This is a genomic window from Neobacillus kokaensis (assembly GCF_014656545.1).
GTDB classification, from domain to species: Bacteria; Bacillota; Bacilli; order Bacillales; family Cytobacillaceae; genus Neobacillus; species Neobacillus kokaensis.
Genome location: NZ_BNDS01000024.1, coordinates 1 through 23056, shown reverse-complemented (window position 1 = coordinate 23056; position 23056 = coordinate 1). Strand labels below are relative to the sequence as shown.

General features: G+C 37.2%; 23 protein-coding genes and 2 pseudogenes. 10 read left to right on the top strand and 15 right to left on the bottom strand.

The genetic code is table 11. The annotated features are described in order from the left end of the window. Positions 1 to 176: 176 nt before the first annotated feature. The 3 genes from IE222_RS20445 to IE222_RS20435 all read right to left on the bottom strand — a co-directional run bounded on the left by IE222_RS20445 (position 177) and on the right by IE222_RS20435 (position 2141). Positions 177 to 779 carry an NADPH-dependent FMN reductase gene (locus IE222_RS20445; protein WP_191276046.1) on the bottom strand — a complete coding sequence of 201 codons (603 nt, stop codon included), beginning with the start codon at positions 777 to 779 and terminating at the stop codon, positions 177 to 179. A 59-nt stretch (positions 780 to 838) separates the two neighbouring features. Further along, a complete protein-coding gene (locus IE222_RS20440) occupies positions 839 to 1252 on the bottom strand; it encodes a DoxX family protein (protein WP_191276044.1) in 414 nt (137 codons plus the stop codon). 109 nt (positions 1253 to 1361) lie between these two features. Continuing rightward, positions 1362 to 2141 carry a dioxygenase family protein gene (locus IE222_RS20435; protein ID WP_191276042.1) on the bottom strand — a complete coding sequence of 260 codons (780 nt, stop codon included), beginning with the start codon at positions 2139 to 2141 and terminating at the stop codon, positions 1362 to 1364. 285 nt (positions 2142 to 2426) lie between these two features. On the opposite strand from IE222_RS20435, the gene IE222_RS20430 reads away from it, so the two are divergent. Further along, a complete protein-coding gene (locus IE222_RS20430) occupies positions 2427 to 2954 on the top strand; it encodes a helix-turn-helix domain-containing protein (protein ID WP_191276040.1) in 528 nt (175 codons plus the stop codon). 32 nt (positions 2955 to 2986) lie between these two features. Here IE222_RS20430 and IE222_RS20425 read toward each other — a convergent pair whose 3' ends face one another. Further along, a complete protein-coding gene (locus IE222_RS20425) occupies positions 2987 to 4399 on the bottom strand; it encodes a SpoVR family protein (protein ID WP_191276038.1) in 1413 nt (470 codons plus the stop codon). A 120-nt stretch (positions 4400 to 4519) separates the two neighbouring features. Beyond that, positions 4520 to 5503, bottom strand: a complete 984-nt coding sequence (locus IE222_RS20420; protein ID WP_191276036.1) for a M14 family zinc carboxypeptidase — start codon at positions 5501 to 5503, stop codon at positions 4520 to 4522. Positions 5504 to 5643: 140 nt separating this feature from the next. Between IE222_RS20420 and IE222_RS20415 the strand changes: the two genes are divergently transcribed. Continuing rightward, positions 5644 to 5898, top strand: coding sequence for a YhdB family protein (locus tag IE222_RS20415; protein ID WP_191276033.1), 255 nt, complete (start codon positions 5644 to 5646; stop codon positions 5896 to 5898). Between the two features lie 103 nt (positions 5899 to 6001). Here the strand turns inward: IE222_RS20415 and IE222_RS20410 are convergent, their stop codons facing one another. Further along, positions 6002 to 7735 carry a phospho-sugar mutase gene (locus tag IE222_RS20410; protein WP_191276032.1) on the bottom strand — a complete coding sequence of 578 codons (1734 nt, stop codon included), beginning with the start codon at positions 7733 to 7735 and terminating at the stop codon, positions 6002 to 6004. Between the two features lie 178 nt (positions 7736 to 7913). Beyond that, the gene (locus IE222_RS20405; protein ID WP_191276031.1) at positions 7914 to 8312 is read right to left on the bottom strand and encodes a DUF5365 family protein; all 399 of its coding nucleotides are present in this window, start codon (positions 8310 to 8312) and stop codon (positions 7914 to 7916) included. Positions 8313 to 8420: 108 nt separating this feature from the next. Here IE222_RS20405 and IE222_RS20400 point away from each other — a divergent pair, with 108 nt between their 5' ends. Next, positions 8421 to 9344, top strand: a complete 924-nt coding sequence (locus tag IE222_RS20400; protein WP_191276030.1) for an RluA family pseudouridine synthase — start codon at positions 8421 to 8423, stop codon at positions 9342 to 9344. A gap of 43 nt (positions 9345 to 9387) precedes the next feature. Here the strand turns inward: IE222_RS20400 and IE222_RS20395 are convergent, their stop codons facing one another. Next, positions 9388 to 9642 (bottom strand): GlsB/YeaQ/YmgE family stress response membrane protein, encoded by a 255-nt coding sequence (locus tag IE222_RS20395; RefSeq protein ID WP_191276029.1) that lies wholly within the window; start codon positions 9640 to 9642, stop codon positions 9388 to 9390. 341 nt (positions 9643 to 9983) lie between these two features. Here IE222_RS20395 and IE222_RS20390 point away from each other — a divergent pair, with 341 nt between their 5' ends. Then, positions 9984 to 10601: a DUF47 domain-containing protein gene (locus IE222_RS20390; protein WP_191276118.1), complete on the top strand. Its 618-nt coding sequence runs from the start codon at positions 9984 to 9986 to the stop codon at positions 10599 to 10601. An 11-nt stretch (positions 10602 to 10612) separates the two neighbouring features. Further along, positions 10613 to 11614: an inorganic phosphate transporter gene (locus tag IE222_RS20385; protein WP_191276028.1), complete on the top strand. Its 1002-nt coding sequence runs from the start codon at positions 10613 to 10615 to the stop codon at positions 11612 to 11614. Positions 11615 to 11681: 67 nt separating this feature from the next. Here IE222_RS20385 and deoC read toward each other — a convergent pair whose 3' ends face one another. Continuing rightward, positions 11682 to 12356, bottom strand: coding sequence for a deoxyribose-phosphate aldolase (gene deoC / locus IE222_RS20380; protein WP_191276027.1), 675 nt, complete (start codon positions 12354 to 12356; stop codon positions 11682 to 11684). Between the two features lie 251 nt (positions 12357 to 12607). Here deoC and IE222_RS20375 point away from each other — a divergent pair, with 251 nt between their 5' ends. After that, on the top strand, positions 12608 to 14782 hold the full coding sequence (locus IE222_RS20375; RefSeq protein ID WP_191276026.1) for an MMPL family transporter: 2175 nt from the start codon (positions 12608 to 12610) through the stop codon (positions 14780 to 14782). Positions 14783 to 14796: 14 nt separating this feature from the next. Here the strand turns inward: IE222_RS20375 and IE222_RS20370 are convergent, their stop codons facing one another. After that, positions 14797 to 15138, bottom strand: a complete 342-nt coding sequence (locus IE222_RS20370) for a cupin domain-containing protein (protein WP_191276024.1) — start codon at positions 15136 to 15138, stop codon at positions 14797 to 14799. A gap of 144 nt (positions 15139 to 15282) precedes the next feature. Beyond that, entirely contained in the window at positions 15283 to 15603 is a 321-nt protein-coding gene (locus IE222_RS20365; protein ID WP_191276023.1) for a hypothetical protein, read from the bottom strand. Between the two features lie 201 nt (positions 15604 to 15804). On the opposite strand from IE222_RS20365, the gene IE222_RS20360 reads away from it, so the two are divergent. Further along, entirely contained in the window at positions 15805 to 17943 is a 2139-nt protein-coding gene (locus tag IE222_RS20360) for a YhgE/Pip domain-containing protein (RefSeq protein WP_191276021.1), read from the top strand. A gap of 47 nt (positions 17944 to 17990) precedes the next feature. On the opposite strand, the gene IE222_RS20355 is transcribed toward IE222_RS20360, so the two are convergent. The 3 genes from IE222_RS20355 to IE222_RS20345 form a co-directional block, all read right to left on the bottom strand. After that, entirely contained in the window at positions 17991 to 20303 is a 2313-nt protein-coding gene (locus IE222_RS20355; RefSeq protein WP_191276019.1) for a WD40/YVTN/BNR-like repeat-containing protein, read from the bottom strand. A gap of 652 nt (positions 20304 to 20955) precedes the next feature. Next, entirely contained in the window at positions 20956 to 21969 is a 1014-nt protein-coding gene (locus tag IE222_RS20350) for a DUF1646 family protein (RefSeq protein WP_191276017.1), read from the bottom strand. Positions 21970 to 22157: 188 nt separating this feature from the next. Beyond that, entirely contained in the window at positions 22158 to 22310 is a 153-nt protein-coding gene (locus IE222_RS20345; protein WP_191276015.1) for a hypothetical protein, read from the bottom strand. 20 nt (positions 22311 to 22330) lie between these two features. On the opposite strand from IE222_RS20345, the gene larC reads away from it, so the two are divergent. The 3 genes and pseudogenes from larC (at position 22331) to IE222_RS26975 (ending at position 22786) form a co-directional block, all read left to right on the top strand. Next, positions 22331 to 22486: a nickel insertion protein gene (larC, locus tag IE222_RS26845; protein WP_308435615.1), complete on the top strand. Its 156-nt coding sequence runs from the start codon at positions 22331 to 22333 to the stop codon at positions 22484 to 22486. 2 nt (positions 22487 to 22488) lie between these two features. After that, positions 22489 to 22569 (top strand): annotated as a pseudogene (locus IE222_RS26980) (nickel pincer cofactor biosynthesis protein LarC2); the annotation flags it as partial. A 76-nt stretch (positions 22570 to 22645) separates the two neighbouring features. After that, on the top strand, positions 22646 to 22786 hold the full coding sequence (locus IE222_RS26975; protein ID WP_191276012.1) for a hypothetical protein: 141 nt from the start codon (positions 22646 to 22648) through the stop codon (positions 22784 to 22786). Here the strand turns inward: IE222_RS26975 and IE222_RS20325 are convergent. Next, positions 22757 to 22903, bottom strand: a pseudogene (locus IE222_RS20325) (nickel pincer cofactor biosynthesis protein LarB); the annotation flags it as partial. The gene IE222_RS26975 and the pseudogene IE222_RS20325 sit on opposite strands and share 30 nt — an antisense overlap. Between the last annotated feature and the right edge of the window lie 153 nt (positions 22904 to 23056).

Sequence of the window (23056 nt, the reverse complement as noted above, 5' to 3'; positions counted from 1 at the left end):
TTAAATAAAATTACAACCTATATTTTGTTTACTTTAGATAATAGAATTATATAATCTATATAATAGTCCAGTGCTTGAAATAGCATATAAGATTATCCATTAAACAAAAAAAAACGCTATTCTTCTAAAAAATGTAACTAGAAGAATAGCGGTTTTTTATATGTTTATTTTACTTTTTATCGTAAAGTCTTTAATGCCCCGCTCCAAGCAATCACTTGCTCAAGCATTGCATTGACATTATCTAAATGTAATTCGGCTGGTTTAAATGTGCTCATGTTTTCGAAATCAGTAAATAATGATAATGTTGGATGGACACGTACATCAGCAATCAATAATTCTCCGCAGATTCCGCGTAAATGTTCTACAGCACGTGCTCCACCTGTTGAGCCATAGCTTACAAAACCCGCAGCTTTATTATTCCAAACTTCTCGAGCTAAATCGAGGGCATTTTTTAAAGCGCCAGTGATACTATGGTTGTATTCTTGAACAATAAATACGAACCCATCTAAGCTTGCTAGTTTTTCATTCCAAGATTGAATTCCTGGTTCTTGACCAGTACCTGTTCCTAGGAACGGTAAATTATAATCAGCAATATCCACAATTTCATAATTTGCATCGCCGCGTTTATCTGCAATTCCTTTTACCCATTCTCCTACTTGGGGACTTACACGTCCCTCACGTGTGCTTCCTAAAATAATTCCTATATTTAATTTTTCATTTGTCATCGATTTCGTCTCCTTTTGTGAGGAATTTCCAAATAGACTGCTAAAGAATCCCATGCTGTTTACCACCTAATTTAGAATGTGAAACTTACTATTAATTTATCGATCTCACTTGATTAAATCTGTGCAGATTCATTTTTTACAAAAAATTGATCCACTGCTAACTGTTTGCTTCCGTTTATTGCTAAGAATAATGCCATTGCTAGGAATGCCAGATCTAATTCATATCCTGCCATTTGCCCATTTCCCAAGAACCCGACTGCTAGTTTGACCTTGATAATTGCACCAATCATAATTAAGACAAACAATGCTGATACAATCCGAGTTCCAAGTCCAATGATTAAGGCCATTCCGCCAACAAGTTCTATCCCTGCAACTACATATGCCATAAATCCTGGTATCCCAATACTGTCGAACCATCCAGCTGTATTTTCAATTCCGCCTTGAAACTTAGACAACCCATGAATGAGAAATGTTATTCCTAGAATAACCCGTAAAAAAACTGCACCAATTTCATTTTTAAAATTCATTATTTTCTCTCTCCCAGTACTTTTATTTGTTTTTATCTCAGACCTATATATTTTTAATTCGAGATAAATGCCATGAAATATTTTTAGTATAAAATTTTTATGCTACATACTAACCAAACTGCCAAACGCTGTGACTTAGATTTCCATATCGAAAACTGCGATGCAATAATGCTGCTCTCCTTTGATCATCTGCCGACCCCATAGCATAAAAGATTGGAATAAAGTGTTCAGAACCATATGGAGGTACCGCATATTCTGCATTCGGTGCTACTGAATCGTATTTAAATAGTGAAGGTAAATCCCAGTTTTGCAAATGATAGGCTAACCAATCATCGAATTCAAGTGCCCATTGATCTGCTTCCCCATTGTCAACCCACTTTAACGCTCTAAGGTTATGCACTGTACCTCCGCTGCCAATAATTAATACGCCCTTAGCTCTTAATACAGATAGGGCCTTTCCAATATTATATTGTTCCTCCGGTGTAAGTCTAGAATTGACCGACATAGAAATCACCGGTATATCTGCATTTGGATAGAGTAAGCGAAGGACAATCCATGCACCATGGTCCAATCCACGCTGTGCTTCTATATCAAACGGAACTCCACTCTTCGTAAATAAATCCTCAATTTCTTTGGAAATCTGTTCATCTCCTTGTGCAGGATATTGGATTTTGTATAATGCTTCGTCAAACCCTCCGAAATCATATATCGTAGTATATTGGTTTACATTACTGACCATTTGGACCCTAGACTCCCAATGAGCAGAAAATAAAACAATCGCCTTTGGCCGTGGCATTGTTTCTCCTAATTGTGTTAGAAATTGTGTATATTCATTATTTTCAATTGCAAGCAATGGTGCTCCATGAGCAATAAATAATGATGGCATCATATTCAATTCCTCCCTTTCCTTGTTCATAGTATTTTTTAACTTTGTACATCATTTAATACCAATTCTTTAAAATCTTGTAGATTTTCTCCCGTGACTGTATGCCCTTCAAGAAAAATTTTAAATATTACTGGAATACCTAACTTATTAAAGTATTCGACATTTTATTGTATTTCCATATGAATCTTTGTTCTCCTATACAATACCAGAGACATAACTGGCATGTCAATCACTTTTTTGTTAATATGAAATTAAGTTCACCATTAAAAAACTTCTGAGGTGATAAAAATGGAAATTGGTTCAAAAATTCGCTCGATTAGAAATAGGAAAAAAATAACGATTGCGCAAATGTGTGAAGGGACTGGGCTTTCAAAAGGGTTTATTAGCAATGTGGAAAATAACAACACTTCCCCATCAATCAGCACATTACAAACAATCGCTAATTACTTAAAAATTCCTCTTCCATATTTGCTGTTAGAAAAAGATGAGCATATGACTGTTATTCGAAAAAATGAAAGAGAATTTACGTTTTCAAAAAACCCTGATTTAAAAGTTGAGCATTTAGCGTCTAGAGGGGGATTAAGCTTGAGGCTGGTTGAATTCCCTCCAGGGTTTTCAACCGGTGAGCAAAAGGCCCATGAAGGGGAAGAATGCCATTTAGTCTTAAAGGGAAAAATCCTTGCGGAACAAGGGGAAGACTCCTTTATCCTTGAGGAAGGAGATACATTTAGCTGGTGCGCAAGCGTCCCGCATTTTGTAAAGAATATCGGGGATGAAGTAGCTGCTGTCTTAATTGCGGTTTATACCGAAAATTAAAAAAGGCAGCTTTCAGGCTGCCTTCTTTATCGTTATAGATATTTTCGATGTACACCCTTGCCATCGTAGGAAAACAACATTGTTCTCTCTTCAATCACTGTTTCCATATGAACTGGCCTGCCCCAAAGCTGGTGAATATATGGCAATACCTTCTCTAGGTATTTAACATCCAGCTCTACCCCTTCATACCAATGTTTTAAGTAGAGCTCGCCATTTTTCAAATAATCGCCATCATTAACAGTTATATATGGGAAACCTCCATTCACCCTCATATTCACTAATTGGTCGCGGACATGTTCCCATTCTTTATCGACAATCTTATAATCTCTGCCCTGCTTTTGAAAAAGGTACATATCCTCCCTATAAACAAGATCTTTAGTTAAATAATTCCTAAGGAAAGAAATATCGGATTCGATTTCTCGAACCTCAAAGATTTTTTCCCTGCCAGAATTTGCTTCAACTCCTCGTTTTTTCATCTCATCCGAAGGATTATTAAAGCGTTCCTCAATATCTTCAAAAATCTTCAAACCAAGATAATACGGGTTAATTCCTGTTTTCGATGGTTGAACAACACCTGCGTTCAATTTAGCAAATTCAATCGCTTCTCCGCTGGTTAAATTCATCTCCCGCAAAATTCTTTGGTGCCAGTATGAAGCCCAGCCTTCGTTCATGATTTTCGTTTCCAGCTGCGGCCAAAAATAAAGCATTTCTTCGCGCATCATTGTTAGAATATCACGTTGCCAATCCTCTAGTTCCCTGCTGTATGTTTCAATAAATAATAATAAGTCCTTTTCAGGTCTTGGCGGGAATTTCTTCTTTCGCGGCTGTTTTTGCACGCTTTTATTTTTTTCGTCTAAATTCCATAAATCATCATACGGAGACGGCGATCGTTGATCATCTTCTTCCTCGATATCATCTTCGATGGACCAGGTAAGTTTCGGTCTCATTAAGGAAGGGTCAATATGTTCGTCAATAGCCAGCACTGCATCAAGGAAAGATTCAACTTCCTTCTTTCCATATTGAATTTCATATTGATGAATTCGGTCTGCTGTTGCAGCCATACTTTCTACCATATCTCGCTTTGTATTTTGGAAACGGACATTGTTCTTAAAGAAGTCACAATGGGCTAGAACGTGAGCAACAATAAGCTTGTTTTGGATTAACGTATTAGAATCCAATAAAAAGGCATAACATGGGTCGGAGTTAATCACAAGTTCATAAATTTTACTTAGGCCAAGGTCATAATGAAGTTTCATTTTATGGAATTGCTTTCCAAAGCTCCAATGTGAAAACCGGGTAGGCATCCCATAAGCACCAAAGGTATAGATAATTTCAGCAGGACAAATCTCATAGCGCATCGGATAGAAATCTAAACCAAAACCTTTTGCAATTTCGGTTATTTCGGTTATAGCGTATTCAAGTGCGTTACGATCTCCCTCATTCACAAGTTCTCCCCCCTTTTCCTCTTACCACAATGTATGAAGAAAAGGCAGGAATGATGAAACAAGATAGAAAAAACAATCAGCATTTTCCCAATGAAATTGGTAAACCTGATTCGTCCCTATTTAATCCAATATTTTTTCAGCCTCATGAGCAAGCATAAGCCCCACATATTTATTCCTATTCCACTCATTTTTAAACACACTTAATGGCGGATTAGTTTCTCCTACTAGATAACTTATTTCAATTGTCAGAGCAGGACGATGGTAGGTAGTAATAAACCAGTCTGTAAAACCACCGCCTGTTGCCTCCATATCCGGCATTGCTAATTTATACCCCGTCAGCCTCGCCATTTTCCAAGCAATGAGGTAATCCCTAAGTGAAAATATTCCATTTTTGTAGTTCCAAAAAATTTCCCTGCCCGCTGAATGATAGGCAGCTGCAATGGATGGAGACACTTCTTCGATAAACCTTGTTAAAGCCAGAACCTCAGCTGCTTCAAGGGGTTTCTTTCCCTTATAGGATTTATAATAAGGTTCAGAAGGACCTAATTTAAGGTCATTCCAATCTGCAGGATATTGTCTATTTAAGTCCACGCCCTTTCCATTCGCTTTCCATCTCTTAAAATTTCTATCACCATCGTTCATCTTGAGCAGACGCTTTTGATGTTCTAAAGAAAATTCCCCTAAAATATTTTGCTGAATCGTTACTCCATCGGGATTTAACATTGGTATGAACCAAATAGAAACCTCATTAAGTATCCTAGTTGATTTAACTCCTATCTTGCCCTGCTGCTCAAAAGCAGCGGCGTAAGTTTCCAGCATTTTCATCAGCAGCATGGTTGTCATCCATTCGCGTCCGTGATGAGAACCAATTAATACGATTGTTTTATCCCCTTTTCCTAGTTTTGCTGCCCAAATCTCCCTGCCAAGTTCCGATTTACCGATTGATCTGACTCCAACTAGATCTTTATATTTATTTTTAATTTCCACAATGTCATTACTTAACTGCTCATATGAATATGGTTTATTTGTTTCAACCATTTTAGCAGCGGCAGCATTTTCAAATAATAGCAAAAAGATCAGCATCAGACATAAATATTTCGCCATGAACCCTCACCTGTTTTTTAAAAAATATACTGGTAAATGTTAAATAACGCTATTTCATCTACTGTCCAACATTTTCTGCGTGTGTTTCTTTTTAAATGTCATACAATAATCTCAACTCCTAAATAAGGAGGAGAGAATAAATGAATAAAATGGATTACGACCGAGCGTTATTTTATACGCACCGTTCCGAATGGGATAATTTATTAATTCTAATGGTGCGGACAACTGACCATTTTCTATCGAAAAAAATTGAACATTTCCTGCATGCCTACAATTTTGAACGTGATTATACTGTCATTGAAAGAAAGCTCTATAGTCTTCTTCGCTACATCGACCACGCGAATGAGGCGTCTTATGAGGAAATAAATGAGATACCGATGTATAGTCTTTCCTGAAAACAAAAGTGGATACATTTTTTCACAAAACATTCTTACTTAACCGGCGAAAAGAATTCCACCAAAAAAGCACGGCTTTAAAAAAGCCGTGCTTCCTAATGTTTTAAACCAATTGTATTTTTTGTTCCACTAACGCCATGAAATTTTTTTCAATTTCCTCAAGCTTTGCTTTGCTCTTATCGAGGCTGTTGCTATTTACCCCAAAGTAAAATTTAACCTTTGGCTCTGTCCCAGACGGTCTCAAACAAACCCACGTTCCATCTTCAAACGTATATTTCAAGACATTGGATTTAGGTAAGGCAATGTTCTCCTCGCCCTCATTCGTAACTCGTTTCCCAGTTAAATAATCTTCTGTCACTGTAGTTTTTAGTGTACCTAAACTTGTTAACGGTTCACTGCGGAAGGAAGACAAAATTCGCTGGATCTTTTCGGCTCCTTCTTTCCCTTTAAGAGTTAAAGAACGAAGGCCTTCTTGATAAAAACCATATTTTTCAAAAACTCTCATTAAACCATCATATAGAGACATTTCTTGTTTTTTATAATAAGCACAAACCTCCGTTGCTAACAGCGCAGCTTGAACAGCGTCTTTATCCCTAGCAAAATCACCAATTAAATAGCCATATGATTCCTCATAACCAAATAAGAATGTATTCTCGCCGCTTGATTCATATTGCTTAATTTTTTCAGCAATAAATTTAAAGCCGGTTAAAACATTCACCGTTTCTAATTGGTAAGCGGATGCAATCTTTCTTCCAATCTCCGAAGTTACAATCGTTTTTAAGACAACTCCATTTTGTGGCAGGGTTCTTTTTTCCTCTTTCTGTGTTAGAAGGTAATCAAGGAGTAAAGCGCCAGTTTGATTTCCTGTTAGAACAACATATTCTCCTTCATTGTTTTTTACGGCAATTCCTAAACGATCTGCATCTGGGTCAGTGGCGATTAAGATATCCGCTTCTATCTTTTTTCCGTCGCGAATCGCTAATTCAAAGGCAGCGTGTTCTTCCGGATTCGGGCTTTTTACAGTTGAAAAATTAGGATCCGGCAATTCCTGTTCTTTTACCACCGAAACGTTTTTATAGCCTAAAGCGGCTAATGCTTCACGGACTGGCTTATTAGCAGTTCCATGTAACGGAGTAAATACAATCTTTATATCTGTTTCTTCAGCAAGTCCCGGATTTTCAGAAATTGTTTTTAATTTTTCTATATAGGCTTGATCAATCTCTGAACCAATTGTTTTGATAAGACCTAAAGTGCGTAATTTATCTTCGCTCTTAACTTCGATTAATAATTCATTTTCGATTTCATTTACCTTTACGATTAGTTCATCGGCTTCTTTTGGAGGCAACTGCCCGCCATCCGAACCATATACTTTATAACCGTTATATTCCGGTGGATTGTGGCTGGCAGTAACGACAATTCCAGAAAAGGCATTTAGATGCCTTAAAGCAAAAGACAGTTCTGGCGTTGGTCTTAGCTCATCAAAAACATATGTTTGAATACCTCTAGAAGCTAAAGTCTTCGCTGCTTCCATTGCAAATTCCGGAGATTTATGACGTGAATCAAAGGCAATGACAACACCTTGTTTTTTAGCTTCATCACCAAATTGCTCTATGTATGAGGCAAGTCCTGCCGAAGCCTTCCGGACGGTATAGATATTCATACGGTTTGTTCCCACGCCGATTTCACCGCGCATGCCGCCTGTACCAAATTCTAAATTCTTATAAAAAGCTTCTTCTAAATGTCTTTCATCTTTTTTTAATTGGTCTAATTGCTGCTTTAATTCTCGATCTAATTCTATAAATTCCATCCAGCTTTTTGCCGCCGTTTTCCAATTCATCCAATAGTCCCCTCCAGTTTTTATGTACTGTATTATTCTTTCTAAGTTTTATTAGGTAACTCCTTTAAAACTTTCCCGAAATTAACCGACAATTTTTTGCAAAAAATTTCAATCCATCAATACCAATACCATTTTACCAAATAATAAAAAAAGAAAAAGCCATTAATCAAGGCTTTTTCTAAATGAGAAGTTCATTATCCGCTTTTGAATATATACTTAACATTATTGGTTTCATATTTTTTGCAGCTTCAAATTGCTCGAATTCAAAAGGAAAAAACAATCCTAATTCATTCAAATTATCCGCATTTTTATTGAATACCTCTGAATACTGTTGATTCAAATGAGATGACTCAAGAATAGAGATCACTGTTTGGATACTTGTCATAACCTGAAATGCATCCTTTAATGTACCAATCTCATCGAACTGTTTTTTGGATATGTGCAATACTTTTAGTTGTTCAAACTGTGAAATCTCATCATCGGTAAAGTAAAGCGGAAAAATATTGGAATAAATATATCTTACAAGATCACAGATTTCTTGCTCTTGACTTTGAGTCGAGGCAAAAACTATTTTCACTTAAAACCCACCCTTGCCATCGCTTTTTTCTCTCATTATATATATGATAAGAATAACATAATTAAGATTGCCGTAACGGTGGTAATTAGTGGAGACAAAGGAGATATTATGGAGAAGACAATGCGTTTCGGAGAATGGTTCCAACTAATCATCCCAACTAGGTGGGAAGGAAAGACAATTGAGGAGCTGTTTCGCACGGAATGGGATGTTCCTAAAAAACTAACTCATTCTTTCCGGATGTCAAAAAGTGTTCAAGTTGATGGGAAAGATTTCAATTGGAATAATCCTCTTTCTAAAGGTTCAAAACTACAAATTCGACTCTTTGAAGAAGAAAAAGTCTTCATCACTCCTTACTTTCATGCAATAGAGGTTCTTTACGAAGATGATCACCTAATAGTGATAAACAAACCTCCTTTTATGAAAACACATCCCAATGAACAAAAGGAAGATGAAGAAACGCTTATAAATGCTGTTCAATTTTATTTACTTTCAAATGGTGAAGTGAGGAACGTCCGGCAAGTACATCGTTTAGACCGGGATACAACCGGGGCCATTTTATTTGCAAAACACGCTTTGGCCGGAGCAATCTTAGATAAAATGCTTGTTAAACGAGAAATCAAACGAACATATTTGGCGATGGCGGAAGGACTTCTGCGAAAGAAAAAAGGATTGATCGATTCACCGATTGGCCGGGATCGCCATCATCCTACAAAAAGGAGAGTTTCTCCTACAGGACAGTCCGCCCTTACTCACTTCCAGGTGATAAAAGAAGATAAAGAAAGAATGGTATCATACGTAAAATGCTGGCTGGAAAGCGGAAGAACCCATCAAATTCGAGTTCATCTGCAGTCTATAGGACACCCATTAGCAGGCGATACACTTTACAATGGAAAACCTACTGTCAATAGGCAGGCTCTTCACGCAGCGAAGCTTGAATTCTGCCACCCCTTTACACATGAAAAAATCGAATGCTTTGCTCCTTTTTTGGACAAACCTGAGATATTTAAGAATATCGATATTTACTCACTTTAAAAGCCTCCTGATTCAGGAGGCTTTTATCATCCATTTTATATTGTTAATCTGCTTTCCGGAAGGCTCTCATAATGAAGCTCAGCAGGAGTACTAAAACTGCCGCACCAATTATTGCAGGGATAATCGCAAAATCAGCTACATGCGGTCCCCAGTTTCCTAAAACAGCTGTTCCCAGCCATGCACCAACAAATCCTGCAATAATATTACCTATAATGCCCCCAGGAATATTTCTTCCTACAATTAGACCTGCTAACCATCCAATAATCCCGCCGATAATTAAAGACCAAATAAAGCTCATGTAAGAACACTCCTTTTCAGTATTCGGTATTTCACTTACTCGATAAGCGTCTGAGCAAATCTAAGACGAAAGAAAATCCTTTCTTCCTGTCTATACATTTTAAATTACCCAATTTTATTTTTTATACTCATAAAAATTTTTGAAATCCCATTCACATAAATTAAAATTTAAAGGAAAAAGTAACATAAAATATGTAAAAATTATAGGCAGAAAGTAAAATTCAGAAAATTCTAATGTTAAGTTTTTGTAAATTTAGTTAAGATTTGTTTCATTCTTCGACAATTTTCCGATAAAATAATGAAGTTAATTTAGGCATTATTTATTTAAAGATGGAGGTACCAATTATGGCTAAGAAACATGATAAATTTTACAATTTGCTCAATAATATTTCAGTAAATTTAAAAGAAGGTTCTCAATTTTTTACAGATTATGAATTAAAAAACGTCAGTGATTTAAAAATTTTCTCTGAGAAAATGAAGGAATATGAATCAAAGGGAGACACGTTTGTTCACGAAATTATAAAGGAACTAAACGATGCCTTTATTACTCCAATTGAACGCGAGGACATCCTTGCACTTGCTATGACGATGGATGATGTTATTGATGGTTTGGAAGCTACTGCTGCATTGTTTGAAATGTATTCCATCACCCAGGCTGATGAGTTTATGAAAAAATTCGTAGACGCAATTCATAAAAGCGTTCTGGAAATCGATAAAGCAATCGAGTTGTTGTCGAATAAAAAACTTCCACAATTAAGAGAGCATGCCATTAAAATAAAGGATTACGAATCTCAGTGTGATAATATTTTAAGACAGTCCATTAAAAATTTATTTAACATCGAAAAAGATCCGATTCGCATTATTCAATATAAAGAGATCTATGAAAACCTTGAGAATATTGCGGACAGCTGCCAGACAGTTGCCAATACTCTTGAATCCATTATCATGAAAAATGCATAAGGAGCTTATTTATGAGCGCGATATTGATTTTGACCATTTTAATTGTAATAGGTGCTCTTGCATTTGACTTTATTAATGGATTCCATGATACGGCAAATGCAATTGCAACTTCTGTTTCTACTAAAGCCTTAAGACCTAGACAAGCAATTATGTTAGCAGCAATAATGAATTTTGTTGGTGCCTTGACATTTACTGGTGTTGCTAAAACAATTTCTAAAGATATTGTTGACCCATTTATGCTTGAGCATGGTTCAATCGTTATTTTAGCAGCATTAATTTCCGCGATTGCGTGGAACTTGATTACGTGGTATTACGGTATCCCGAGCAGTTCCTCCCATGCACTAATTGGATCAATTGCCGGTGCAGCAATTGCGGCTGAAGGGTTAAATGTCCTTAACTATACTGGATTTTTAAAAATCCTTCAAGCACTCATTATTTCACCTATTCTTGCATTTGTTGTCGGTTTCATCATTTACAGTATTTTTAAAGTCGTTTTTAAGAATGCCAATCTAACCAAAACAAATCGAAATTTCCGTTATATTCAAATTGCAACGGCGGCACTGCAATCCTATTCTCATGGTACGAACGATGCTCAGAAATCAATGGGTATTATTACATTGGCCCTGATAGCCAACCAATATCTCCCGCATAACGCTGATGTCCCTTTCTGGGTTCAATTTTCCTGTGCGGCTGCAATGGGTCTTGGAACTTCTATCGGGGGCTGGAAAATCATTAAAACAGTTGGCGGAAAAATCATGAAAATTCGTCCAATCAACGGTGTTGCGGCTGATTTAACAGGTGCGGCCATTATTTTCGGGGCTACTTACATCCATTTACCTGTAAGTACAACACATGTTATTTCTTCAGGGATTCTCGGTGTAGGGGCTTCTCATCGTTTAAAAGGGGTTAAATGGGATACAGCCCAGCGTATGTTGATAACATGGGTTATCACCCTTCCAATATCTGCTTTAATAGCGGCAATTTCTTATTTTATTTTACACCTTTTCTTTTAGGTACAAAAAAAAAAACAGGGTCCCTCCCGAAAGAGGAGAACCCTGTTTTTTTATGGCAGTATTTTGCTTAATAACTACTATTGGAAACCTCACCATTGCAAATAGCTACACCTGAACTTGCTCCAATTCGGGTTGCACCTGCCTCAATCATCGCCAGGGCATCTTCCCGGCTGCGGACGCCTCCAGATGCTTTTACCCCGATTTCAGGACCGACAGTTTTACGCATCAACCGGATATCTTCGACAGTTGCCCCGCCGGTGGAGAATCCTGTTGAAGTTTTAACAAAATCAGCTCCAGCTTTAACAGAAAGCTCACACGCTCTTATTTTCTCTTCATCCGTTAATAGGCAAGTTTCAATAATAACTTTTACTAACGCTTTTCCTTTCGCTGCTTCTACAACACTGCGGATATCATTTTCCACTTTTTCATCCTGCTTGTCCTTTAATGCACCGATGTTAATGACCATATCCACTTCAGATGCTCCATTTTCAATTGCATTTTTTGTTTCAAATGCCTTTGTTTCAGGTGTTGTTGCCCCAAGTGGAAAACCGATCACTGTACAAACCTTAACATCTGGAGTATCAGCGAGCAGTTCTGCAGCTATGCGTACCCATGCCGGGTTAATACAAACGGATGCAAACGAATATTCCTTTGCTTCATTGACTAATTTAACGACTTGTTCCTTTGTTGCTTCTGGTTTTAATAATGTATGGTCAATCATTCTGGCAATATTTTGTGTCATCTAAACAACCTCCAAATAATACGTTGATTATTTTACAAAGTAACTATAACAAAGAATGGCAAGCGGTTCCATTATTATTTTATTTCCGAATAACAAATTTAGTCTTCTGATATTTTGTATTTTATATTTAGATTAAGGGAAAAGTTATGGAAAGTTATTTGATTATAAAAAGACATAATAAAGTCTGTCTATTTGGGATTTCTTTTGTATAATGGTAGGAGGAATTTGTTTCCTTTAAAGGAGGCTTGAACATGCAGAAATTGGGTGGATATATTTATCAATATCGAAAATGGGTCCTTATATTTTGGATTGCCATTATCTTTCTTTTAGGCTTTTTTGCATTAAGGCTGCCTTCTGTTTTAAGCGGGAATGGCTTTGAATATAAGGGTGAATACAATGAAACACGAAAGATACTGGAAAAGGAATTTGGACAGCCAAAATCATCCATAATTTTAGTTTTTGAAAAAGACAGAAATGTAAGTTCTGAAAAGTTCACCGCGTATATTAAAGATACTTTTAACAACTTAAAGGGCTTTGATGCTGCCGAAAAAATGACTTCTCCACTTGACCGTCCCGGGATGGTGAAAGAAAACTATGCTTACGGCCTTATAGCCTTTGATAAAAAAGCAGAAAGCCTAGGAAAAGAAATTGACCAATTACATACGAAGTTGAAAAACAAGGATGGCTTAAAAGTCACAATGACTGGAGAACCAGTAATTGTCAAAGACCTTAATAGTGCTAGTCAAGAGGACCTTGCTAAAGCAGAAATGATAGGGCTGCCAATTGCTTTAATTGTGTTAATTCTTGCTTTTGGCAGTATCATAGCAGCCGCACTTCCAATTGTCATCGGTGTTATCTCGATTTTAACCACAATGGGCATTGTATACTTTTTTAGTTATCGTGCAGATTTAACGATTTTTATATTAAATATTATTCCAATGATTGGTCTGGCTTTAAGCATTGACTTTGCCTTGCTGTTTATTAACCGCTATAAAGAGGAATTGAAGCATAAACCGGTAAGACAAGCGATTGAAGTTACTGTTGCTACTGCCGGCCGTTCGATTATTTTTTCGGGGCTTTGTGTGTTTATTGGATTATCAGGACTTTGGTTTATTCAAATTGATATTTTTCAAAATGTAGCTCTTGGCGGGATGACTGTTATTTTTGTTTCCGTTTTCTCTGCCTTAACCTTTCTCCCGGCATTACTGGGGATTATTGGGGAAAAGATTAACAAATTCAGTGTACTTCGGGTGAAAGACCAGCAAACAAGTATGTGGCATACGTTTTCTGAGTTTGTGATGAGGCGGCCTGTCATTATGACAATTGCAGCCCTAGCCATTTTGTTAACGGGGTTAATTCCAGTTAAGGAAATGATTTTAAACATCCCTGGAACTGATTCTCTGCCTTCAAGCTATCCTTCCAGAGTTGCGTTAGAAACATTTCAAGACCAGTTTATAGCCAAAGAAAAACGTGACCAAAAAAAGGTATCGATCATTCTTGAAACAAATGGTAATGTGTTAGAACAAGACAATCTCAACATGATTTGGAAGACAATTGATAAGCTTGAAAAGGATAAACTTGTTTTTACTGTGGACTCACCTTTTTCTGCTCTAAGCGCAAAGGATGCAAAACAGCTTTCACAGATATTAGAATTTAGTGACCAGTCAAAGGTAGCTCCTGTCATAAATCACTTTATCTCGAATGATAAAATGTTGGTTGAAGTTTACTTAAAAACAGGCGAACATTCAGCAAAAGCACGCAAGTGGGTCAGCGATTGGTCAAATCGACATTTGGATGTAAAAGTTTCATTTGGCGGGCCGATTAAATTTGAACAGGAAATATTTGCGGAAATTTATAAAAAAGCTCCTTACGGGTTGCTGCTAATAGTAGTTTCAACGCTTATTATTTTGATGGGAGCGTTTCATTCGGTTCTCATTCCGATTAAAGCGATTTTAATGAATATTTTAAGCTTAGGCTGTACCTTTGGGATTGTCGTCTGGATTTTTCAAGAAGGACACCTTGGGATTTCACCTGTTCATATTGCCTTAGTCCTGCCAGTATTTGTATTTACCCTTGTTTTTGGGCTATCAATGGATTATGAGGTCTTTCTGATTTCGCGGATACAGGAATTTTACCTTAAAACAGGTGATAACAGTCTAGCGACGATTTCCGGTTTAACCCATACAAGTAAAATTATCACATCGGCAGCAGCAATCATGATTGTGGTTACAGGTGCCTTTGCCTTCACGGGCGTTATGCCTGTCAAGCAATTAGGTGTGGGTATTGCCATCGCGATATTTATTGACGCAACAATCGTAAGGATGGTTCTTGTTCCTTCATTAATGAAGCTTCTTGGTGATTGGAATTGGTGGTTTTTCGGTTTAAAACATAAAAGCGTTCCGGAGCATCGAAAAAAGCCAGCTTGACACTGGCTTTTTTATTAGACATTTTTAGCATATTGCTCGCTTGGGATTTTGCTTAATACCACATATAGGCTAAGCGGTTCATTACCGCTGTTTTTAAAAGACATTTCTTCTTCTCTGTTAACATGGATTAGATCTGCTTCGGACACTTCAGATTCCTTTCCGTCTGTGATAATAGTGCCGTTACCGGTAATTACGTATAGATATACCTCGGTTCCCGGATGCTTATGTGCAGGGAGTGACTGTCCAGGCAGGAAGTTTAAGACAAAGGCCGTTGTTTCCCCTTTTTTATAAATAATCCTTTTGGTAAATTTCTCTTCACTGTATTCCATAAAAGCTTTCATTGAGTTTTTCTCCATTTATAATTCCTCCTTTTGTTATTCTGCTTTAAGTGTAATTGAAAATCATTTTCAACTAAGTGAGTCGTATCACATTTATTACTATTTCACCGTTTACCTGAAATTAACAGGATCTAAAGAAAAAGAAGCTCCGAAGAACTTCTTTTATGCCATAAATGTAAGAATGACCTTCTGCGGTACATCTGCTTCCTGATCGTTTTTTCTCCTTAACCGTTCACAAGAAGGCATTTCAAAAGAGAAATCCATCACGCTTGGCGGAATAATCCCTTGCTGCTGCAGGCTGTTAAAGACTTTTTCCATCGCTTCTTCCGTTGTAAGAGATTCGTCTGAATCCTCCGGCTGAAAGCATTCCACACATGTTTCTATGATATTTTCTTCAATTTGTTCCTGCGCAAAAACTAATTTTGCTCCGGCTATTGCTTCGACTTCGTGATTTTGCAATTCAATAATAGTGGTGATATTCATTACTCATACCTCCTCTTTTCTATACCCATATTATAAAAAATTTTTAACCCAATAATAGTAAAAAACAATAGTTTTCATTTTTTATTCACATGTTTTTGACAAATTTCTGTCTCTTCCTTTTTTCCCTTCCCTCCTATGGGTATCATCTTTACCATTAAACAAATAATAAAAGGAAATAAGAGGATTAGGTGGTTTATGTAAGTGAAAAAGGTCTTTATAATCTTTAGGGATGATTTACTAAGTATCACCAAAAATTGGGCAGCAGCAATTATTATCATCGCGTTAATATTCCTTCCCTCTCTTTATGCCTGGTTAAACATAAAAGCTTCCTGGGACCCGTACAGCAATACAAAAGGGATTCCCATTGCCGTTACAAATAACGATGAAGGAGCGATTTTAAGAGGCAGAAGTATTAATATTGGAAATGAAATCATCACATCATTGGAGAAAAATAAGTCATTAGGGTGGAAATTTGTCAAAACAGCCGAAGCAAACGAAGGTGTAAAAACGGGAAAGTATTTCGCCAGCATCATGATACCAAATGATTTCTCCGCTAAATTTGCGACTGTTTTAAGTGATCAACCCAAAAAGCCAGAACTTATTTATACCGTAAATGAAAAAATAAATGCCATCGCTCCGAAAATCACCAGTAAAGGGGCAAGCGGGATAAAGGAAGAGGTTAGTAAGAATTTTATTAAAACAGCCAACGGGGTGATATTTGATATATTTAACCAGCTCGGAATTGAGCTTCAAAAAAACCTGCCCAATATTGAAAAACTAAAGATGATGATTTTTTGGCTGAATGATCATTTGTCTGAAACAGAAAAGCTTATCACTACAGCTGATGCTGATACAACTCAAGCTCAAATGATCATTGCCGGTTTACAAAAAAATATTGAAACCGCTGAATATGTTATTGATCATGCTCGCGGAATTTCCGAAGGAATTACACAGTTCCTTGAGGAAAATAAGGGCGCGTTTGCTGACCTTGTCCCTGCTGTTAAACAAAACCTAACCTATTTAAAAACGGCAGCAGGAACTGTTGAACAATTAACAGGACTCCTGCTTGCAGACAATATTAGTGAAGATGACAAAAAAAAGGCGATACAGGAAACCATCACACGCCTAAACGGTCTGATAAAAATCCAAACACTGGTGATTGAGCTATTCAATCAATTAAACCATATCTCGGGTAATGCTTTCTTTGACAGTGAAATTTCAAATCTTATTGAACAGAGAGATCATTTAGAAAAGCTATTACAAAATTTAAAAACACTTCAAGCATTCAATGCTTCTACGCAGGAATTATTGGAGCAAACGAACCAGCTGGCCAAAAATGCTTCAACACATGCTGGTCAAATATTAAATCGGTACGATTCCGATATCGCACCAAAAATTAAAAATATTAGCGAAACAGCAAAAAATGTTCCAATCAAAACCAGTGAATTTTTCACAAAAGCGGATCAAACACTTCCGCAAGTAAAGAAAATCCTGACTGATGCTTCAAGAGGAATTGCCATTGGCAAAAGAGACATAGATCTAATCAAACGAAACTTTCCAGCGATTAAACAAAAAATAATTTTACTTACCAAACAGATCAAGAACTTTGAAAAATCCGAGGATATTCGAGAAATCATTGATTTATTGCGGAATGATGTAAAAAAAGAAAGTGATTATTTTGCTGAACCGGTCTTACTAAAGGAGAAACGGCTATATCCAATCCCTAATTACGGCTCGGCAATGTCACCATTTTTCACTACCTTATCATTATGGGTTGGAGCCACACTGTTAATTTCTTTGATTCCAGTAGAATTAAACGGGCTGTCAGAAGACTATCATCCGAATCATATTTATGCCGGTAGACTACTTACGTTTTTAACGATTGCTCTGTGCCAGGCCATTATAGTCACATTAGGGGATATTTATCTGTTAAAAACGTATGTGTCCGCGAAACCGTGGTTTTTCATTTTTGGTTTACTGATCAGCAGCGTATTTACCTTAATCGTCTATACACTAGTTTCGATTTTTGGAAATGTTGGGAAAGGACTAGCAATTGTGGTTCTTGTACTGCAAATTTCAGGAGCCGGCGGAACCTTTCCTGTCCAAGTAATGCCGGTCTTTTTCCAAAAGCTAAATCCTTATTTGCCTTTTACTTACGCGATTAGCTTAATGCGGGAAGCAGTCGGAGGAATTCAATGGGATGTTGCTAAAAGGAATCTTACGATCTTTCTATTTATCACGATTGTTACATTATTATTTGGACTTGTTTTGAAAAAGCCGATTGAAAAATATGGCGGCCGTTTAAAACAGAAAGCGAAGGAAAGCAGGCTTATTCATTAAAGGATAATTAATTGGGTGACAGGTAAAAAAACTGTCACCCACTATATTTATTTAAGCTTAATCTCGAATATCCCGCGTCCAAAAGTTGAGGCAAATAAGGTGTTTGTTGGTTCATGCATGACTATGTCTGTAACGGGTGCCAATGGCATTCCTGAACCTAAGCTGTACCACTTCTTTCCGTCATTCTTTGTCATGAATACGCCAACGTCTGTAGCAATATAAAGATTATGACGATTTTTAGGATCGATGACCAGATTGTTTACAGGTGTATTCGGAAGATTGCCGCTTATGTTCTCCCAAGTATTCCCGCCATCCTCACTCTTAAAGACGTGAGCGCTGTCTTCGCCATTACGGAAACCTGAAAAGGTTACATAAACATAATTTTCATTTTTGGCATCGACTTTCAACTGTGTAACCCAGCGATTAGGTAATACCTTGTTAATTATTTCTGTCCAATTCTTCCCTAAATCAGTAGTTTTCCATAGACGGCCATCATCCGTCCCAGCATATAACACCTTTCCATTGGACTTAGAAACCGCGACAGTTGTAATGGTTCCGTACGGATAAGAATCTTCGGATTTCCCTTCTGTTAGGCTTGGGCTTATTATCTCCCACGTTTTTCCGCCATCAGTTGAACGGTTCACACGATTACCTGCATAATACATGATAGATGGGTCATTGGGATCAAATAGAAGTGGACTTAACCAGTTACGGCGATTAGATACAGTCTTATTGGTAAAATAAGTCATGGTATTTCCCCCGTCTTCAGACCAAGCACAGCTTCCATATTGATAACAAGCGTAAACTTTTTCTTTATCCTTATAGTTAATTAAATTTCTTAATCCATCGCCGCCATAATATTCATTCCAATCATCTTTTCCCCAAGAACGAATCGATCCGTTATCCTGTGTTCCACCCGATATACGTTTGATATCCTGCTGACTTACATCCATTGTATAAAATTGGGTAGCTGGTAAATCAACGGCCTTTTCCCACTTTCCAGTGACGAGACCATTTTCCTCGGAACGGTAAACACCGCCATCATTTCCGACATATACCCGGCCCGGTTGTTTGGAATCCCATGCAACAGCATGCTGATCTGCATGAATCCCTTTTGAACTTGCCCAAGTTTTTCCGCCGTCTTTTGATTCCATCATGTTTACACCTGCGACAAAAACGTGCTTTTCATCGTTTGGATCTACCCAAATGCGGCCAAACCACCAGCCAAATGAAGATTGAGCATTTGAAAATGTTCTCGAAACTTCTTGTTTTGTCCATGAATCGCCGCCGTTTTCTGAAATATAGAATCCTTCATAGTAACCATCTGATTTAATGGTAATTGCGTATAAGCGATCAGGCTGTGTTGGGGAAAGTGCGATTCCGATACGTCCTAAATTTTTATCAGAAACTGGAAGCCCATTTGTCAGCTGCTCCCATGTGTTTCCACCATCATTAGAACGGTATATACCGGACCCCTCGCCACCGTATACTCGGTTATTCGGATATCGTACATGATCCCACATTGCTGCATAAATTCGTTTTGGATTTTCTGGATCAATCGCTATATCTACAGCTCCTGTTGTGTTATTTTTCCCATTAAGAACCCGATTCCACGTCTTTCCTCCATCTTGTGAACGATATAGTCCTCGTTCTCCCCCAGGATTAAAGAGCTGACCTGCAGCTGCTACGAAAATTTGCTGTGGGTTTTTCGGATCAACTGCAATTCTTCCAATTGCTCCTGAGTCTTTTAATCCAATGGATTCCCAATTATCCCCTTGATCTGTTGATTTATAGATACCTGTTCCTCCAAAAACGATACTTCCACCACCTGGATTGGCTTCACCGGTACCAGCATAAAGTGTTCCATCAGATGTTACAGCTAAAGCCCCCATCGATTGAGTATTATTATCATCCCAGGCTGCAGTAAAGGTTTTTCCTGCATCAACACTTTTCCAAACTCCTCCTGTTGCAGCCGCTGCATATACCGTGTCTTTTTGTTTCGGATCAATGGCCATATCAACAATCCTGCCACCAACAATCTTTGGCCCAATAAATGTCCATTTTTCATTCTTAAGCTCTGGTAACTCCTTCACCGTTGTCTCTTTCAATTTTTTTGCCTGTTTAGTAGCATTCTGAAAGGCTTCTTGTGGGAGTGTTTTGTTTGGAAAAACTTTTTGACTAATAAACCAATCATCCCGTTTTCCAGGACCCTTAATCATATTTTCAATTTCTTTAACTTCATCGTGTTCCTTTGTTTGAATACTAGCTTCTTCTGTACTTTTGTTTACCGTGGATAGAACTGCAAGAATAATAACAAAAACTAGACTCCCTGTTATTAGGGCTAGCCATTTTTTTGACATGACAAATCCCCCTTTTTAATATAAATGAAACATCTTTCAAACAAATTATTTATTGCAATAACCCCTCCTTCCTTGCTATTTAAATATCTCTTATTCTGACAGGACAATTAAGGTGATGTGTACAAAAATTGTTTTGGTAAATATACGTGTTCCAGTTGAGAATAATCTGATATATATAAATACAAAAAGTAAACGTAAACTTGTAGAAATAAAGAAAAAAGCTAATTCATAGACACTATGTAATAAACATTTATGTTTCTAATTTAGCATTCATTTAAGAATGCTTATTCTAGGCCGAGTAATTTGTTAGCTATATCTTATAAGGATTACAAAATAAAAACAATATATTCTGAAAATTATGATTATTAATTACCATTATTTTCTTTTGAATTGGGAGAAAAGAACTGATTACTGAGAAAGGATGAAAGGTATAACGGACTTCCCTTAAATAAATGTCATTTTTATTTTAAGAATAACTGTGATCTTCAACATAAGTATATTAAAGGAAAGATTGGTTTTATCTAAGTGAAGTTTGTTGTTTGAGGAATATAGCGATATGATGTCAGGTGATTCACACTGGAATAAGCAAAAGAATAATTAAAAAAAATTAGTTGTCCGGCTTCTATGCTCTAGCCGGACAACTACCTAATCATTAATAAAATACAAAAAGAACAATAAAATAAAGAAGCATTGTTACAAGGCCGACTGGAACACCGAATCTGGCCCATTCTTTACTTGTGATATTAAGCTTACCTGCGGCAATAATGTTTGGGATGTTACCAGGAATAAGCATTCCACCGCTAATAAGAAGCCCAAGTAAAATAGCACGGATTGTTTCGCCATCCATAGCAGGACTAATTTCTGCTGCTGCAAGAGTAGCATTATCTAGAACAGCGGAAATCATGTTTATCCAATATAAAATCATCGGGTGGAGCCCAAGGACATACTCATTAATTAACGGTTCGAATCCATGTCCAAGGAATGTTAAACCCATAACGAATAAGTAAATTTTAGCAGAACGAATTAAAATTTCTTTATAGCTTTCTGTTTTTTCTTCCGACTTTAGTCCATCAGTACTTTCCTGTGGTTTTACAAGAAACATAGATAAGATACCAAAGATGATAACTGCAGGGATTACTTCAACCCCAATTAAGTCTATTAAATAGAAGAAATCTTCATTCATTTTACTGACTGTAATAGTAGACAAAGGTTCGCCAATCGGTGTAAGCGCTGCCCCTAAACCGATGGCGAAACAGGCTAAAACCGTAAATCGAATCTCAGACTTCCTGTCAAGCGGCAGGACATTTATGACAATAACAAGAACAATGGCAGCAATAATAGCTGTGATAATGCTTGATGCTAATCCTAAAACAATAACTGTTAATGCTAGAAAAATCCTTGGTGTCAATAATTTGCTCATCGCTAAAATAGACTTTTCCAACGGACTTTGCGCCCACTTTGTAATTAAGCCGGCCAATAATACAGCAATTGTAATATTTATAGGATCGACAAGGGCTTTAGTGATTAAATGTTTATCCATCATACCGCTGATAAAAGCAGCGGCTACCCCCATAATAAAAAGGAAAACCTCTAAATTGTGCTCTACCTTTTTTACTGAAAAAGGCAAGAACAATACCAAAATCAATATTATGATTAACCCTATCACTTTTTCCTCTCCTTTTTGCCAAAATAATTATGTAAATTATTAAACTATTATAAACCTTTTTCGAGAATTTTGCATGTAATTCTCCGATTTTTAGACAAAATTAGACTTTAATTGCGGGTATCAGTTTATTTCCAATCTTATAAAATAACAGCTGCGTTTTTATTTGCAGCCGTTATTTTCATAAACTGTTATTCAAAAATCTTTCCTTCCTCACTTAATGACTTCCAGACTTGCTCATAAACTTTTTTTAAGGGAATATGATGAAGTTGTGCAATTTGTTTACACTCCTCAAACTCCGGGGCAGACTGGACGATTTGCCCATTGAGAATTCCCTCTTTCACTGTTACAGGTCCCCATTCTGTTGTTACCTTTAGAAATTACTACACCAACAGGGGCAGCAATAGTTTCCGTTCTTTCTGAGGAATTCGGCGCCATTCCGGCAATGACAGTGAAGTCAATCGGTTATGGAGCAGGCACAAAGACATTTAAAGACTTCTTTGTTCTATGGAAAACATAAATAGGATGAAGGATATATTATTTAGAGAAACAACTACATTGGGAATCCGCTATTCTCCATTAACTGTCCATCGATTGGAAAGGGTGCCGTTTCCTTTACTTGCTCGGACAAGCCAGCATCTTCAATTAGCATGACAATATCTTGATAAGCACGATGGTGATGATCGTGACTGTGATGATGAACATGATGATGGTCATGTTCATGTCTGTGATGATGATGCTCGTGGTCAGGGTGATGTCCATCGTCTTGCTTATGCTCATGATCATGCTGATTCACAACACTGATTCCAGAAGCACATGAATTTAGCATGGTCAGTAAGGCTGACAAGCCGTTAAAGTTAGCTCCATAGCCAACGCTCGTAGGAACAGCAATCACCGTATGGGAAACAAGCCGTCCAACTACGCTTGGCAGAGCCCCTTAGGCGCTTTGTATTCCTCTATATAACCTTAAGTCTTTATTTAAGACTGTTGTTAAACTTGGCTGTTGATTTACGCTACATTCGCTTCGCTTTCTGCGGGCATTCCGGCGAGTCTCCTTGGCGCTTAGGCGGAGGCCACTGAAAAAGTACAC

Bases quoted from the DNA above. Each gene is read 5' to 3' on its own strand.
- IE222_RS20445 (WP_191276046.1), bottom strand. From the start codon at position 779: ATGGGATTCTTTAGCAGTCTATTTGGAAATTCCTCACAAAAGGAGACG.
- IE222_RS20440 (WP_191276044.1), bottom strand. From the start codon at position 1,252: ATGAATTTTAAAAATGAAATTGGTGCAGTTTTTTTACGGGTTATTCTA.
- IE222_RS20435 (WP_191276042.1), bottom strand. From the start codon at position 2,141: ATGATGCCATCATTATTTATTGCTCATGGAGCACCATTGCTTGCAATT.
- IE222_RS20430 (WP_191276040.1), top strand. From the start codon at position 2,427: ATGGAAATTGGTTCAAAAATTCGCTCGATTAGAAATAGGAAAAAAATA.
- IE222_RS20420 (WP_191276036.1), bottom strand. From the start codon at position 5,503: ATGGCGAAATATTTATGTCTGATGCTGATCTTTTTGCTATTATTTGAA.
- IE222_RS20415 (WP_191276033.1), top strand. From the start codon at position 5,644: ATGAATAAAATGGATTACGACCGAGCGTTATTTTATACGCACCGTTCC.
- IE222_RS20410 (WP_191276032.1), bottom strand. From the start codon at position 7,735: ATGAATTGGAAAACGGCGGCAAAAAGCTGGATGGAATTTATAGAATTA.
- IE222_RS20400 (WP_191276030.1), top strand. From the start codon at position 8,421: ATGGAGAAGACAATGCGTTTCGGAGAATGGTTCCAACTAATCATCCCA.
- IE222_RS20395 (WP_191276029.1), bottom strand. From the start codon at position 9,642: ATGAGCTTTATTTGGTCTTTAATTATCGGCGGGATTATTGGATGGTTA.
- IE222_RS20385 (WP_191276028.1), top strand. From the start codon at position 10,613: ATGAGCGCGATATTGATTTTGACCATTTTAATTGTAATAGGTGCTCTT.
- deoC (WP_191276027.1), bottom strand. From the start codon at position 12,356: ATGACACAAAATATTGCCAGAATGATTGACCATACATTATTAAAACCA.
- IE222_RS20375 (WP_191276026.1), top strand. From the start codon at position 12,608: ATGCAGAAATTGGGTGGATATATTTATCAATATCGAAAATGGGTCCTT.
- IE222_RS20370 (WP_191276024.1), bottom strand. From the start codon at position 15,138: ATGGAGAAAAACTCAATGAAAGCTTTTATGGAATACAGTGAAGAGAAA.
- IE222_RS20365 (WP_191276023.1), bottom strand. From the start codon at position 15,603: ATGAATATCACCACTATTATTGAATTGCAAAATCACGAAGTCGAAGCA.
- IE222_RS20355 (WP_191276019.1), bottom strand. From the start codon at position 20,303: ATGTCAAAAAAATGGCTAGCCCTAATAACAGGGAGTCTAGTTTTTGTT.
- IE222_RS26975 (WP_191276012.1), top strand. From the start codon at position 22,646: ATGATCGTGACTGTGATGATGAACATGATGATGGTCATGTTCATGTCT.